This window comes from Pedobacter sp. ASV28 (genome assembly GCF_016428855.1).
In the GTDB taxonomy this organism is placed as follows: domain Bacteria; phylum Bacteroidota; class Bacteroidia; order Sphingobacteriales; family Sphingobacteriaceae; genus Pedobacter.
Map to the genome: position 1 here is coordinate 1 of NZ_JAELTN010000091.1, position 15,495 is coordinate 15,495.

The 15,495-nt window shown below is 38.4% G+C and carries 9 protein-coding genes; 2 read left to right on the plus strand and 7 right to left on the minus strand.

The window, feature by feature from the left end; translation table 11 throughout:
• Positions 1-192 precede the first annotated feature (192 nt).
• Complete coding sequence (locus JHD79_RS21125; protein WP_199121347.1) at positions 193-3,384, minus strand: TonB-dependent receptor; 3,192 nt, start codon at positions 3,382-3,384, stop codon at positions 193-195.
• A gap of 233 nt (positions 3,385-3,617) precedes the next feature.
• Between JHD79_RS21125 and JHD79_RS21130 the strand changes: the two genes are divergently transcribed.
• Positions 3,618-4,628, plus strand: coding sequence for a LacI family DNA-binding transcriptional regulator (locus JHD79_RS21130; RefSeq protein WP_199121348.1), 1,011 nt, complete (start codon positions 3,618-3,620; stop codon positions 4,626-4,628).
• A gap of 3 nt (positions 4,629-4,631) precedes the next feature.
• Here JHD79_RS21130 and JHD79_RS21135 read toward each other — a convergent pair whose 3' ends face one another.
• Entirely contained in the window at positions 4,632-5,063 is a 432-nt protein-coding gene (locus JHD79_RS21135; RefSeq protein WP_199121349.1) for a nuclear transport factor 2 family protein, read from the minus strand.
• 189 nt (positions 5,064-5,252) lie between these two features.
• Positions 5,253-5,681, minus strand: a complete 429-nt coding sequence (mscL, locus tag JHD79_RS21140; RefSeq protein WP_199121350.1) for a large conductance mechanosensitive channel protein MscL — start codon at positions 5,679-5,681, stop codon at positions 5,253-5,255.
• Positions 5,682-5,922: 241 nt separating this feature from the next.
• Here mscL and rpoN point away from each other — a divergent pair, with 241 nt between their 5' ends.
• Entirely contained in the window at positions 5,923-7,401 is a 1,479-nt protein-coding gene (gene rpoN / locus JHD79_RS21145; protein ID WP_199121351.1) for an RNA polymerase factor sigma-54, read from the plus strand.
• 2 nt (positions 7,402-7,403) lie between these two features.
• On the opposite strand, the gene JHD79_RS21150 is transcribed toward rpoN, so the two are convergent.
• From JHD79_RS21150 to JHD79_RS21165, 4 genes are all read right to left on the minus strand, one after another.
• Entirely contained in the window at positions 7,404-8,423 is a 1,020-nt protein-coding gene (locus JHD79_RS21150; protein ID WP_233164818.1) for a type IX secretion system membrane protein PorP/SprF, read from the minus strand.
• Entirely contained in the window at positions 8,420-12,499 is a 4,080-nt protein-coding gene (locus JHD79_RS21155; RefSeq protein WP_199121352.1) for a gliding motility-associated C-terminal domain-containing protein, read from the minus strand. Before JHD79_RS21155 ends, JHD79_RS21150 begins: the two co-directional genes overlap by 4 nt.
• Before the next feature lie 107 nt (positions 12,500-12,606).
• Entirely contained in the window at positions 12,607-13,578 is a 972-nt protein-coding gene (locus tag JHD79_RS21160; RefSeq protein ID WP_199121353.1) for a type IX secretion system membrane protein PorP/SprF, read from the minus strand.
• Positions 13,575-15,495, minus strand: a 1,921-nt coding sequence (locus JHD79_RS21165; RefSeq protein ID WP_199121354.1) for a PKD domain-containing protein, incomplete at its 5' end; no start/stop codon positions are given. The genes JHD79_RS21165 and JHD79_RS21160, both read right to left, overlap by 4 nt.

The following is a 15,495-nucleotide window of genomic DNA, read 5'->3' on the forward strand; positions in this document are numbered from 1 at the left end:
CCCCCCCCCCCCCCCCCCCCCCCCCCCCCCCCCCCCCCCCCCCCCCCCCCCCCTCTTTTCAAGCAGAAGACGGAATACGAGATGGTAACGCAGGTCTCGTGGGCTCGGAGATGTGTATAAGAGACAGGTTATTAAGGTATTTAATAAAATAAATAAAAATATATAATTAATCTTTTTCATGAAGCTTCAGAGTTAAAAGTTAACATTTAAACCAAATATTATAGATCTGCTTCTAGGATAAGCTGAATAATCGACCCCCGGCGTAAGTCCTGTTCTTCTTCTTGTAGATACTTCAGGATCGAAGCCCGTATAATTTGTTAACAAGAAAACATTATTACCAGAAGCGTAAACTCTCAGTTTTTTCATTTTTAATTTATTAGAAATGGCACTTGGCAAAGTATAACCAAGCGTGATGGTAGATAATCTTAAAAAAGAACCATCTTCCACTGCCCAATCAGACAATGCGTAAGCTTTCATATAAGGTGACCACATGGTGGTATTGGCGTTCATTGCCGTTAACTCTGCCGGATCATTACTGATCGTACCATCAGCACGTAAGTTGGTCCAGCGGTTACCAGTTGCCATGATATCAATCATATTTCTAGAGCTATATTTACTGGTCGAAGTATATTCGATTTTATTAGCATTGTATACGTCATTGCCATAACTCCAATTAAAATAAGCAGCAAAATCAAAATCATAAATCCTGGTATTAATGGTAAAACCTCCAGTATTTAATGGGTTTGTATTACCGATAATGGTTCTATCATTCAAATCAACTTTATTATCACCAGTAAGATCGGCCAGCTTCATAGATCCCGGTCTTAGTGTTCCAATTACACTACTTGCATCTGGAACCCCAGGTTTAAGAGTCCAAGTTCTTGTAGTTGCATTGTATCCGGAAAAATCTGAGACCTCATAACGACCAGCACTTTTAAAACCATAAATCCTTCCAATAGATGCTCCCGAAAGAACCATATAATCCATATTAATTTCGGTAGATGCCCAATTTGAACTTGCATTAATACTCTTCAAACCTCCAATAGAAATAACCTTATTACGGTTAAATGAAATATTGGCATTGAAAGACAAATCAAAATTTTTCTTTTGAATTGCCCTATAGTTCAAATTAAACTCCAAACCTTTATTTTGGGTTTCGCCTATATTTTGATACTGTGTATCATAACCTGAACCCAATACTGGATATTCGATCAACAAATCCTTTACATTATTTACATATGCATCTATCGAACCTGTGATTTTTGAATTGAGCAATCCAAAATCCAATCCTACATTTCGGCTAATGGTTGTTTCCCATTTTAAGTTAGGATTTGCCATTACTTTAGAAGCAGACAGATAACTGGTACCTCCATTAATCCAAGTATTGGTATAACTTTGAAAAGTTTGTACAATTTGACCAACTGGAATATTGTTGTTTCCTGCAGCACCATAGCTAGCTCTCAATTTCAAATCTGACAGCCATGACTGGGTACCCTTCATAAAATCTTCCTGTATAATTCTCCAAGCTGCAGACACCGATGGAAAATATCCCCATTGATTACCTTTTGCAAATTTAGAAGAACCATCGGCCCTGAATGCGGCGCTTAAGAGGTACTTACTTTTATAGTCGTAGTTTGCCCTTGTAAAGAATGATAATAATTTATCATCTGCCGAAATAAAATTATCAATAGAATTTGCGGTACCCTGTGTAGTTAAGACTCTTGCGTCCTGAAAACCAAAACTTCTAGGAAAACCATGTATCACGTTCGTTAATGTCGAACTCTCTGTTTTAAGAAATTCTTGCCCCAACAATACTGTGAGGTTATGTTGGTTACCTAATAGCTTTCTAAAGTTATAATTCAACGTATTGGTACTTCTAAAAGAATTCCTGTTACTATTTGTTAGAATAAGTGCAGGTTTGTTTTGATTGTCTACCGAAGGTGTGTTCCTAACATAATAGGTTGTATTTCCATAAAAACGATCCTGATCATTTCTAAGTCCTTCATATCCTATTTCACTTTTTAATCTAAGGTCTTTAATGATATCATAAGACAAAGCCCCATTAATATTGTACTGTTTACGATGAATGTATTGGTCATTATCAGAGATAGCCACCAAAGGATTATATAACGCAAAATCAGCATCAACATCATCATTATTCGTTAGACTTGGCACTACCATAGGTGGATATATAACCGCAAACTTTAACCTTGAATCTGCTGAAGAAACCTCTCTCACCTCATTTGTTCCCCCTCCTTTAGTTTTGGTATCTGCATATCTCAATCCAAAATCTAAAGACAGTTTATCATATAATTTATGGTTTAGCTTAAAGTTGATGTTCTGTCTTTCATAACCCGACAACTGCATAATAGCCTTGTCCTTTACATAGTTATGGCTTAAGCTATATTTCGTTTTATCACTCCCGCCCATAATGCTTAGGTTATGGTTAATGGTATTGCCCGTACGGCCGAAAACTAGATTTTGCCAATCGTTAACTGCTACGTCCTTATACAGATCGATATCTTGATAATTGCCAAAGTATTGAGTATAATTATTGATTGAATTATCAAGCAACGCACGCTCATACTGCCAGGTAACGTAATCATAAGGTGTTAAAACATCTAATGTTTTGGCTATTTTTCTATAACCACCAAATAAGTTGTAGGAAATACTGGTTGTGCCAGTTTTCGCGCTTTTAGTAGTGACTAAAACTACGCCATTCGCTCCCCTAGAGCCATAAATAGCCGTAGACGATGCATCTTTCAAAATATCGATACTTTCAATATCCTGAGGAGCAATATCAGCAATGGTAGTTACTGGAAATCCATCAACTATATATAAAGGATCATTGCTTTGCGTGATGGAACCACCACCTCTTACCCTAACATTCATGGTGGCGTCAGGAGAACCTTCGGTTGAGGTAATATTAACACCGGCCACACGTCCCTGAATTGCTTCTAAAGCCGAAGACACTGGTGCTGCAGCAATAGTAGCCGCATTAACGGAAGAAACAGCACCGGTAATAGCTTCTCTTTTTACAGTTCCATAGCCGATGTTTACAATTTTTACTTCGTTAAGAGCTGTAGAACTTTCTTCCAAGGCTGCGTTTACCTGACTTTTAGTTCCAACCGCTATCTCCATTTCATTGAAGCCTATAGATCTAAAAACCAAAACAGTATTACCTGTTGATGGCACACTGACTTTGTAGATCCCATTGGCATCGGTAGATACGGCAGATTTTGTTCCTTTAATGGTTACGGCTACGCCAGGAAGTGGAGATCCGGTACTTTTTTCGGTTACCTTTCCTGTTACTGACCTAGTTTGTGCTTTAGCTAGATTAATGCCAATAGCTATTACACAAAAAAACAGCAAGATTTTTTTCATACAATATGGTTAAAAATTTGGTTATCAAAAGATGGCTTAAAACATCTTCATAAACAAGTCTACAATGTTTTTTCAACAAATAGCATTGTTAGCCTCGTATAAATTTATGCAATCGTTCCCGACAACGTTGCCAAATTCAATCGAATTTTATATCTTTATTACTATTCATAAATAGTGCTATTTTTGAGTTATAATTCTAGCTAATCACACCAATATATTTTATTGATTAATATATGTTCGAGCCCGTTACCATAAAAGACATTGCCAAAGCCCTTGGTCTATCCACCTCTACCGTTTCTAGGGCATTAAGAGACACTCATGAAATTAGCCCAGCCACCAAAAAACTGGTGATCGATTATGCCAATAAAATCAACTATAAGCCCAATCCCATTGCCCTCAGTTTAAAGGAAAGAAGGAGTAAATCAATTGGTGTAGTGGTTAGTGAAGTGGCCAACAGTTATTTTTCTCAGGCTATTGATGGAATAGAATCCATTGCCTATGACAAAGGTTACCATGTTATTATCTCTCAAACCCACGAATCATTCGAAAGAGAAGTTGTAAACGTTAACCACCTTGCCTCTAGGTCTGTAGATGGCCTACTCATTTCCCTTTCCTCACAAACCAAGGATATTTCCCATCTTAAATTTCTGCACGAAAAAGGGCTGCCTATTGTTTTCTTTGATCGCGTAGCTGATGAGATTGTTACCCATAAGGTGATCGCAGATAATGAAAAAGGAGCCTATCAAGCCACAAGCTATCTTATAGAATCTGGTTATAAGAAGATAGCGCACCTTACCAGTTCAAGTTATCTGTCCATTAGCATAGAGCGTTTATCGGGTTATGAGAAGGCACTGAAGGACCACGGCATTGAAACCAATAGAGATTACATCAAATATTGTCCACACGGTGGAATGCTCTATGAGGAAACCGAAAATGCCATAAAGGAGCTTATGGCATTAAAAGACAAGCCAGATGCTATTTTCGTGGCTGGAGATCGGTTAAGCACCGGATGTTTAAGCGTGTTTAAGAACCTAAAAATTTCGGTTCCAGGAGACATGGCCATTGCCGGCTTCAGCAACTCTGATGTATTGGATCTTTTCAACCCTTCATTAACATCGGTAAGGCAACCTGCCTATGAAATTGGCAGATTGGCTACTGAAATGTTACTAAAGCTTATTGAAGCCAAATATCCCGTAGAAGAGTTTGAAAAGAAAGTGCTGGAAACATCACTATCTATCCGATAATTCTTATTGAGGCAATTTAAAAGCTTGCCGGCCGATCAGCTTCCAATCTTTGCCGAACTTTTGCCAAACCAACATAATGCCGAGGTGAACCTCCCCCGGCTTACCCCCATCATTTGTTTTGGCATGGAGCTCATGTCGAACTATTGCCGTATGACCAGAAATCTGTATGCTCTGATTTTTCAAGTCAATGCTAACAAAATCAGACTTCCCACTTGCAATTGATTCAACAAATGCTGCTTTATCCTCAATTTTTCCACTGGAATGTCCATAGCTTAAATTTGTCGATGAAATATTTTCCAGCTCAGCCCTATCTCCACTGATCATTGCCAATCTCATTTTTTCTACAGCATCTGATACTGCTTTTTCATCTTTTGTTTGTGCTTTCATTTGAGAAGTGCAGACAAGCGCAATAAAAACTAAAAATATTTTTTTCATCAATATATAATTTGTTTTTTAATGTTAATGAAGCTATCATGAGTTTATTCATTTCGGTTCGCCAGTGTAAACTCATGGTTTCATGGTGGGTGGAATACAAGAATGCCCAAAAAAGGTCTCGATTAATAAGTATTCAAGAAATACTTAAGGCCGTTAGCCTATCTACCTTTTTTGGGCATCTTCTTTTAACTATTTATTTTTAAGTAAATCTCTAATTTCAGTAAGTAAAACCTCTTCTGTAGTTGGCGCAGGTGCAACTGCCTTAGCCTCTTCTTTACGTTTTAGGCTATTAATGCCCTTCACCATAAGGAATATTACCAGCGCTAACAACAAAAAGTTAATGGCAACCGTAATAAAACTTCCATAAGCAAAAATTGCAGCACCTTCAACTTTTCTGGCGTCGGCCAATGCAAGACCATTAGGTACTTCTCCCCTAAGCACTATATATAAATTACTAAAGTCTGGCTTACCTATAATTGCCGCAACTACAGGCATTACTAAATCGTTTACCACACTATCGATTATCTTACCAAATGCACCGCCGATAATTACACCGACAGCCAAGTCCATTACATTGCCCTTAATGGCAAATTCTTTAAATTCTTTTACAAATCCCATAAGTAATTCTATTTAGTTAATAAAAATAAATTCTTCCTAGCAGCTGTTCAAATTTCAACAAGAAATTAAGCAGAACGTATTTCGTGGGAACAATAAATACCAGACCAAGTAATTAATACACTTTGACAAAATTTAAACGAGCTCCTTAAACAAACTTAATTAAAAGAAGCATAATAATTCAAAATAACGAATAAAATCTCAAGCAATTATGTATTTTTGGTGCTCGAAGTCAATTCCAAATATGTTAAAACAACATCTACAGCAAAAGTTACTACAAAAACTTTCTCCTCAACAAATTCAGTTTATTAAGTTGTTGCAGGTGCCAACTGTAGCACTCGATACCAGAATCAAAGAGGAATTAGAAGAAAATCCAGCTTTGGAAGACTCTAGCCTAATGTCATTAGATGAGCCCAAGGGTGAATACGATGACCTACAAGATGATAAAGAAGATTTCGAATCTAAAGATAGTTTGGAGGATACGGGCTTGGACGAGTTTAATGTAGAAGATTACTTACAGGAAGACAATGCCAACGATTATAGCACCTCTTATAATAACGGCGATGATGAGGAAGATAAAAAAGAAACGCCAATTGCCATAGAAAGTACTTTTTTTGAAAGTCTGCAGCAACAATTGGATTTGGTTCCCCTGTCCGATCAAGATTTTATCATTGGAAAACAAATCATTGGCAGTTTAGATGATGATGGCTATTTGCGCCGTCCCATTACTTCGATGATAGACGATCTTGCTTTTTCCCAAAATGTAATGGTAGAGGAAGAAGACGTTTTAGAAATGTTAAAGCTGATCCAAAACTTCGACCCTCCAGGCATAGCCGCAAGAGATCTTCAAGAGTGTTTGGCGTTACAGCTAAAAAGAAAAGACGCAACCAACCCGCTCATAAAAAAAGCGATAGAAATTGTTGAACATCATTTAGATGAATTTACACGCAAGCATTATGACAAACTAGAAAAGTCAATAGGCTTAAATAGCGAGGAACTTAAAGAGGTTGTGGCAGAAATATTACGTCTCAATCCTAAACCGGGGGATTCCAATCAGGTAACGACCAAGCAGCTACAGATTATCCCTGATTTCCATATCAGTAACAATGATGGTGTGCTCATATTAACTTTAAACGCAAGAAATGCGCCCGAACTAAGGGTAAGCCGTTCCTATATGGACATGTTCGAGCATTATGATAAAGCAGCGCAAAAAGACAAAAAACTAAAAGAGGCCGTACAGTTTGTAAAACAGAAATTGGATTCTGCCAAATGGTTTATAGATGCCATTAAACAGCGTCAGCAGACCTTGCTCAAAACCATGAATGCCATTATGCATTACCAGTATGATTATTTCCTGACCGGAGACGAACGCAAAATGCGCCCAATGATTTTAAAGGATATTGCCGATAAAATTGGAATGGACATCTCAACGGTTTCTAGGGTGGCCAATTCTAAATACGTACAAACGGAATTTGGCACTTTTTTGTTAAAATCATTCTTTTCCGAAGCTATACAAACTGAAAGTGGAGAAGAAGTTTCTAATAAGGAAGTTAAAAAAATATTAGAAGACTGTATTGGCAAGGAAGACAAAAGAAAACCACTTGCCGATGAAAGGCTAACCGAAATTCTCAAGGAACATGGTTACAATATTGCCAGAAGAACTGTTGCCAAATATCGTGAACAAATGAACATTCCGGTAGCACGACTAAGGAAGGAACTTTAATTTTACCACAATTTTCCCGTGCTAAAAACTTGATAAGCGCTATTGAGCTGAAAGCCCAATACAATTTCATGGCTGCCATTGCTTACTTTATTCAGTTCAGAGGTGGTCAAGTCATAGGCATAGGTAAGATTTACAAAATTCTTAATGTTGAACCCAAAAATGGCGGAGAAAGAATCTGCCCTTCTATAGCTTCCGCCAATCCAGATTTTATCCTTGTAGGAAATTTTTAAGTTGGCATCTAATGATAAAGGCAAGGCCTCGACCCTTTTTAACATAAATGAAGGTACGGCAGAAATCCCATCATCTATAAACAACTTATAACCAGAGGTTACAAAGAAATGAGGGACTGTTTTTCCTTTTCTATAATCCGAACTGTTGGTAAATGCCAATTTTTGTGGTATAATCTGCTGTACAGCTGCTCCAGCAAAAAAACGTGCACCATAGTAAAAGGTACCTACACCAACATCTGGTTTAAATTGTGAGGCCAGCACGTTTTTCAAGGCAGGATCAGCTGCATTTTCCAAGCTCAGGGCATTTACATCTAAGACAATACGGCTTAAGCCCATATATACACCTACAGCCAGATTATGTGTACCACTCAATTGCAGGTGATAAGCATAGGTAAGACCGGCATCTAACCTTGAAATTGGACCTGCCTTGTCGCTTACCGCCATGATCCCCATCCCATGATGGGCTGGAGACGAAGTATAATTTTGGGTATAATTTTCACTCATCGGATAGTCTCCATTTTCGGGCAAGGAAAGTGGATTTTTCCAAAGGTATGCTTCGTTAAGGTCCCAATTAGCCGATACAAAGGAAGTTTTTGGTGCACTTTCTATACCAGCCCACTGCAACCTGTGCCCCACTTTGATATCCATATAGTTTTCTATTCCACTTAAAGCCGGATTAAGGAGGTAATTATTGAAAATATACTGGGTATATTGTGGCCGTTGTTGTCCATAAACAGTAATGCTTACCAAAAGTGCACATAATGCTATATAAGAACGCTTCTTTAACATCATCTTATAATGGTTAAGCTTCCTGCTAGGGTTTTTCTGCCATTTCCCGGGCTAATTACATAATAATAGGCCCCAATTGGCAATGGCTGATTTTTATAATTTCCATCAAAAGGGGTTTTATAACCTCTGCTAAAGTATACACGTTGTCCATTTCTATCAAATATTTCAATGGTGGGATTTGGATAGGTATCTAGGTATTTGATATTCCAAAAATCATTGATGTTATCACCGTTAGGACTAAAACTATTGGGAATTGACGGTGACTTCAAAACCTTAACAAACACTTTGTCAATTTTGGTACAGCCCTTTTCACTAGTTACCGTTAACGTATAGGTCAAATCTTCGGTTGGCATGGCCGTTGGATTTAAAACATCATCTCTGTTCAAACCTGTTGCCGGAGACCATTTATATTTTAAATTCTCGCCAATAGCGCTTGCCGTCAGTACAGCATTTCCCCCGTCTAATATCGTTTTATCTTCGCCAGAATCTACCCATGGGGTTTCGTTAACAGTTATGGTCTGAGTTTTTTCGGCTGTACATCCATTTGCAGCGGTATAGGTATATTTAATCTCATGCCGACCTATACCAGCATTTTTAGGAATAAAAGTACCATCGGCCTTAACGCCCCTTCCCGTAAAAATACCTGTACCATTCATGTTATTTTTTTCCCTAGCGTTAAGCTTTACACTTTCAACATCCATGCACACTTCGTTGGGCTGTGCAAAGTCAATATCCGGTACGGCTTTTAAGGTAATGGTTTTTTCTACATTAGCTATACACACATTACCGGAGTACACTACCATTTTCACCAAATAACTTTTACTCAGTGGTGAGCTGAACACCGGATAAACATGTCTATAGCTTTTAGTTATCCCTCCCGTTTGTGGTGCATTGTCCGTTTCCATTTGGTTAGGATAATTTAAGAAATCATAATACCAATCTATACGGGTAATATGACCAAAAGAAATGGTCGACTTATCCTCAAAAACTACGGGATTGCTGCTACATAAACCCGTGGTCTGCTGCACCATAAAATCTGCTTTTGGCACACTGCCAAGTATGGTAACTTCTTGTGTCTTTACAATTTCACAGCCATTTGGCATGGTTACCGTAAGGCTAATGTTATATTTTCCAGCTTGGGAAAAATGATGTTGTCCGTCCTTAGTCGATGAAGTATTAGGGTTCTGTAAGCTGGCATTGGCATCACCAAAATTCCACAAATAATTTAAATTGGCATTAGGATTTACATAAGTGGAAAGATTGGCAAATTTCCCACTGCCATCCATTAAGCATGCAGATGAAAGCATAAAATCTACAACGGGAATCGGATACAAAGTAATAATCTTTGTTTTTTCCTGCACACAAGAACCGCCTGAATAAACTTTCATTTTCACGGTGTATGTCTTAAATTCAGCATCTGTAAATTGAGGATATTTAAAACTATATACTTTGGCCGTAGCCGATCTTAAATTGGGTTGTTCATCTACCATATCGGGCGTAGACTTATGCAAGAAATCAAAATACCATTCTATTTTGGTAATTTCTCCAAAATCTACAGTGGCCAAGTCCTTAAACTCTACCAAACTATTGCTACATAGTGCACTTTCATTATTCACTGTAAAATCTGCTTTCGGAATACTTCCATTTACCGTAAATTGCTTTTTAACCACAGTTTCACAACCAATAACAGAAGTTACCGTTAAGCTAACCTCATAAATTCCTGTCCGGACATAGGCATGAGACGGATTCTTCTCTGTAGATGTGTTCGGACGTTGGGCATTGGCATATGGATCCCCGAAATTCCATGAGAAGGTTAATCCGGTCCCTCCCGTAATGGTGCTTTTATTTGTAAATACAGCTGCCCCATCAGCTAAGCAGAAATTTGGCAAATCAAAATCGGCTACAGGATTATGATAGACCATAATGTCTTTGGTTACTACATCGCTATAACAGTTTTTATCACTCAGCAGCTTCAATTTAACCGTATATTTACCAACATCCGCATAGGAATGCACAAAGGGCTGGTTATCTTGTTTCTCCAACAATGGTGTTCCATCTCCCATATCCCAAATCCATTTAGATATCCTTCCAAATTCTATCGTAGAGCCATCTTTAAAAACAATATCCCTTGCCACACAATTGCTATTATTAACGGTAAAGGAAGCCTGCATTTTTGCCATAACATTGATAGTTGCCGTGTTTACTTCCGAAGCACAGCCATTTTCTGCAATAACTAGCAGTTTCACCGTATAAGCCCCAGATGAAGTATAGGTATGTTTCGGATTCTGCTGAGTTGATATAACAGAGCCATCCCCAAAATCCCATTGCCACTTGGTCAGGGCCTTATCGCTCACATTAGACCTACTATTATCCGTAAAAGAAACTTCTGTATTTGGGCACACCTCCGTTAATACCATAAAAGAAGCTGTAGGTAGCGGATCTACATTAAATGTAAACTCAAAATCGGCCTGGCTACCAAAACAACTATTGGCATCTGTTGGAAAGTATCCAGTAGCCGTAATTTGTCTTTGTCCAACCGTTGAATAGACCTTATTGACCGGAGCCTCATAATCATAGAGTTTTTCTCCATTTACCATATTTATGGTAGGAACCGGAGCTGTATCATCGTAATCGGGCGTTCCATCACTAAATTTCCAAACAATTCTAGTCAATAAATAGGGTATAGTAATTTTAAAATCGGCACTTTCACCTATACAGGCATTGCTGGTTTCCGCATTGGTCGTCTTATTGATCAGTGTAAGGTATTGATTGGCCGCCAAACTCGTACCTGCCGAATATGCATAAGATTCGGCATTTCCAAAACCATAGGCAATGGCATTAAATCCATCATCGGCACTTAGCGTTAAACTTTGCTGGGTAACCTTTATCTGTATGTAGGAATATTCTGGGTTTATGGTAAAGGTTTTCCAGGTTCCATTGGCGGGAAGGGCCCCATTAACTTTAAAGGTAGATCGACTATCTGTTTTGATGACTACATTGATGTATTTTTCGGTTATGGCCTGCTGATCTGAGGAGAACAGCGTAATCTTTTTGATGTTAAACTCTATTGGATTGAGCAATACCATGTCAGGATCTCCCGTAGCATTTCCACCTGTAGCAGAAGAACACCCCTGCGTTAAAGAATATTCTGCAACGCTAATCAGTTTGTTTGCCGTGATCATGATCCCTTCTGTCAAAAGTGAACTTTCATAATACCGGCCTTTATTTAAGGTGACCATACTTCCATTCACATTTACTATGGTATTATCTTCCTGGGCCAGCACCCTTACTATATAGCGTCTATTGATAAAAGGGGCTACAGCATATATTTTTCCCCAATTATTCGTAGTGTACAATTGTTGGAACAAAGGATCTCTAGAGGTCGTGCACTGAATAGTCAATGAAGTACTGCCCGAAAAAGCGGCAAAACGTTTACATTGGGAAGTGGCTGCATCTACTTCTACATAAACACCTGTCAAATCTTGACCTAAAGGAGCCAGGTATTCGTAAACATCTCCCGCATTGGCCAGCGTAATCACCTTTACCGTTCCATCCAATTGGGTCAATCGCAATTTTGTATTTGCTTCTACGGCCACCAGTACCAAGAAATTTCGACCACCATTATCCTGACTGTAATTCATGGAATAATATTTCTGTCCTAATGCACCATATGGCAGAATTAACGATGCCGCCGACCTAGCGCCGGCATAAACGTGCGCATATGCGGCGACGGCAGGCATATTCGGGCTTACCACAATATGTATACCCCTATTTATCAAATTCACATTAGCCTCTGCTGTAGCAATATAGGAATCGGCTCTGGGTACGCTAAAAACAACAACCGTGTTGGCTGGGATTGCCTTCTTTTCGCTGTAAGTCCCACAACTCACTGTAACTTCAGATGCATTTTTAGAGGTAATGAAAATATTCATATTGGCCAAGCTACCAGAGCTAGGGTCGTGTGTAGGAAAAACTGCCCAAAAATCGGTGCCCTCGTTAGAAATATTCTGGCCTTTTACTTTTTGTACAAGTAAAACAAAGGCTATAAAATATAAAAACCACAAGCGGCCGATCTTCATTTAGATGCCTTAAATAAAAGTAGAAATGTAATTAAAGCATAACATAGCAACAAATCAGCAACTTAGCAACTTTTATTACTTTTTTATGCTTATATAGAATGGTTCAATTAAAAGAGTACCCTTAGTGTTAGCTCATGCGAACCCGATGAAACAGTATTCAATTGCGACGTGGTATAATCATAGGCATAGCCTATGGCCACTACCTTAGCCACATTGAAGCCAAAATTACCTGAAAATGCATCATTTTTTCTATAGCCACCTCCTATCCAAACATTATCCCTATACGTAAACTTTAAATTCACATCAAAAGCTTTTGGTAATGGATTCACATACTTCAGCATTACAGAGGGCGTTAGTGAAAAATCATTGTTTATCCAAAACTTATATCCAGTGGTAATAAAGTAATGGGCTACTTCTTTTCCTGTATTAAAATTTCCATCAAACGCAATCCTATTCTTGATGATTTGTTGCATGGAAGCTCCAAAATAGAAAGTGGAAGTATAGAAATAAACACCAGCATTCAGATCTGGAGTATATTTATTAATTTCATTGGAAATACCTACTACAGGGTCGTCCGCTTCATCAAATACCAAGCTTTGGGCATTTAATCCCAATCTATTTACACCAAGCCCTACACCGAGTGCCAGATTGGACCTATCTCCTATAGCTAGATGATAGGCATAAGTTAAATTAGCGGTTATCCTATTCAAAGGACCAGTTTTATCACTCAAAAATAAAAGCCCAATAGCATGATGTGACATAGAAGAGGTATAATCAAACATATCATCCTTAGTCTGCGGCTCGGTAATACCAAGGTCGCTCACCCGATAATTTGCCATATCTCCACCAAAGGACAAAGGAGTACTAAAAGTCACATAACCTGTTTTCGGTGCATTTTCTAATCCTTGCCATTGCGAACGAACACCCAACCTTAAGTCCATACCACTGTACAGACCGGTAACCGCCGGATTAAGTACAGACATATTTTGCTGGTATTGGGAATAATGCGGTCTTTGCTGTGCAAACGATACAGAAAACAGTAATGAGCTATATAATAAAATCGCTAGAAGTTTTCTCATCTTAATATCGTTACTGATCCTGTATATTTTTTCCGTCCGTTATTTGGTTCGATAATATAGTAATAAACGCCGACCGGCAAATCTGTTCCGTTTAATTTTCCATCCCAAGGTGTTGTATAAGGGGAAGCATAAAACACTTTTTGCCCATATCTGTTGAAAATGGAAATGTTACCTTCGGCAAAAGTCTCTAGGTACTTAATATTCCAGGTATCATTCTTTTGGTCTCCATTAGGGCTAAAAACGTTAGGAATAACCGGGTTTTCATGTACCGTAACTGTTACTTCGGAGACTATGGAGCAACTTTCAGCACTAACCGTTAAAACATATCTGGTGGTTTTAGTAGGTTTTGCTATGGGATCTAAAACACTATCACTGCTCAAACCTTCCGAAGGAGACCATTTAAACTTAAGGTTAGTACCTATTACGGTCGCGTCTATCCTCTTCTCTCCTCCAAGCAAAATATCTATATCTGCTCCCATTGTAATTTTTGGCAACTTATTCACCACAATTGTTATGGTTTTTTCTTCCGTACAGCTATTAGGAGAACTAAATTTATACTTAATGGCAAAATTTCCGGGGCCACTTACCCTTGGACTAAAAATACCTGTCGAAGAAACTCCCGTTCCAGAAAAAGTGTACATTCCAGACACATGATTATCTTCAGATGCGACCAATTGAAATGGATTTGCATCTTCACATACCTGCTGTATGGTGTTAAATGTTAGAATAGGCGCAGGATAAACCGTTACGGTAACAGGTGTCGACTGTGTATAACAAACCTGACCGGAATAGGCTATCATTACCACTTCATAATCTATTTTAGTTGCTGCATTAGGATATTTGTGTGTGTATATCTTGCCCAATAAAGGGTTATTATCGGTTACTATGGTATTTGTCCCCCCTTCCTTATAGTCAAAAATCCAATCAATCCTGGTTATCTTGCCAAAAGCAATAGTGCTCTTATTCTCAAATGACACGTCCAGGTTTGCACACAATTTTTGGGCATCCTTTACCTCAAACAATACCGCCGGATTACTTCCACTAATGGTAATTTGTCTTGAGAAAGTAGTGCTACATCCTTCTGTCGAAATACCTGTTAATTTTACCGTGTAAACACCTGTTTGACTATACTTATGTGTGGAGATCTGCTTTGTATTTTGGGTAAGGTCATTAGAGCCATCTCCAAAATCCCATAACCAGGATGTGATATTTCCTTTTACTGCTGTCGCTTCAAATTTTACGGCATCGCTAACACAAGAACCTGGATCATTAAAGGATATTTCTGGCAGCGCATATATCGTTATGGCCTTTGTTAGGGTATCTGCACAGCCCAATGAAGAAATAGAAATCAACCTCACATTAAATACTCCAGCTGTAGTATAGGCACTAGATGGCGATTTCTCGGTCAAATTAGTTTGTCCGTTACCAAAATCCCATACCTGACTGGCAATATTAGAATTTGTAAAAGTACTTTCATTATTAAACTTGATAGTTGAATTTACACAAAATGGGCCCACGGCCGTAAACATCGATTTCGGAGCCGCTATAACCTGCATGGTCCTGGTTATAGACAAGTTACATCCAATATCTGTTATTACATTTAGCGTAATGTTTTTTATACCTGTGGTTTTAAATACATGTTTAGGGTTTTGCAGTGTAGAATAGGTACCATCTCCAAAATCCCATCTCCAAGATTTGATGGTCCCTCCTGTAGTAGGCGATGCATCCTTAAACTCTACAGGTGTATTTACACAAGCTTCATTTGGCAGCGTAAAATTTGGAGAAAAAATATCAAATGTTGTAAATATTTCTTCATCTATGGCACAATCTGCAGATACTGGTTTATGAATAATTGCTTTTAGTATATAGTTTCCAGTATTGGCAAATTTTGTGGAGGGTAAAGAATAATTATATAAA

Coding starts and splice junctions, on each gene's coding strand:
- JHD79_RS21125 (WP_199121347.1), bottom strand. CDS start 3,384: ATGAAAAAAATCTTGCTGTTTTTTTGTGTAATAGCTATTGGCATTAAT.
- JHD79_RS21130 (WP_199121348.1), top strand. CDS start 3,618: ATGTTCGAGCCCGTTACCATAAAAGACATTGCCAAAGCCCTTGGTCTA.
- JHD79_RS21135 (WP_199121349.1), bottom strand. CDS start 5,063: ATGAAAAAAATATTTTTAGTTTTTATTGCGCTTGTCTGCACTTCTCAA.
- mscL (WP_199121350.1), bottom strand. CDS start 5,681: ATGGGATTTGTAAAAGAATTTAAAGAATTTGCCATTAAGGGCAATGTA.
- rpoN (WP_199121351.1), top strand. CDS start 5,923: ATGTTAAAACAACATCTACAGCAAAAGTTACTACAAAAACTTTCTCCT.
- JHD79_RS21150 (WP_233164818.1), bottom strand. CDS start 8,423: ATGATGTTAAAGAAGCGTTCTTATATAGCATTATGTGCACTTTTGGTA.
- JHD79_RS21155 (WP_199121352.1), bottom strand. CDS start 12,499: ATGAAGATCGGCCGCTTGTGGTTTTTATATTTTATAGCCTTTGTTTTA.
- JHD79_RS21160 (WP_199121353.1), bottom strand. CDS start 13,578: ATGAGAAAACTTCTAGCGATTTTATTATATAGCTCATTACTGTTTTCT.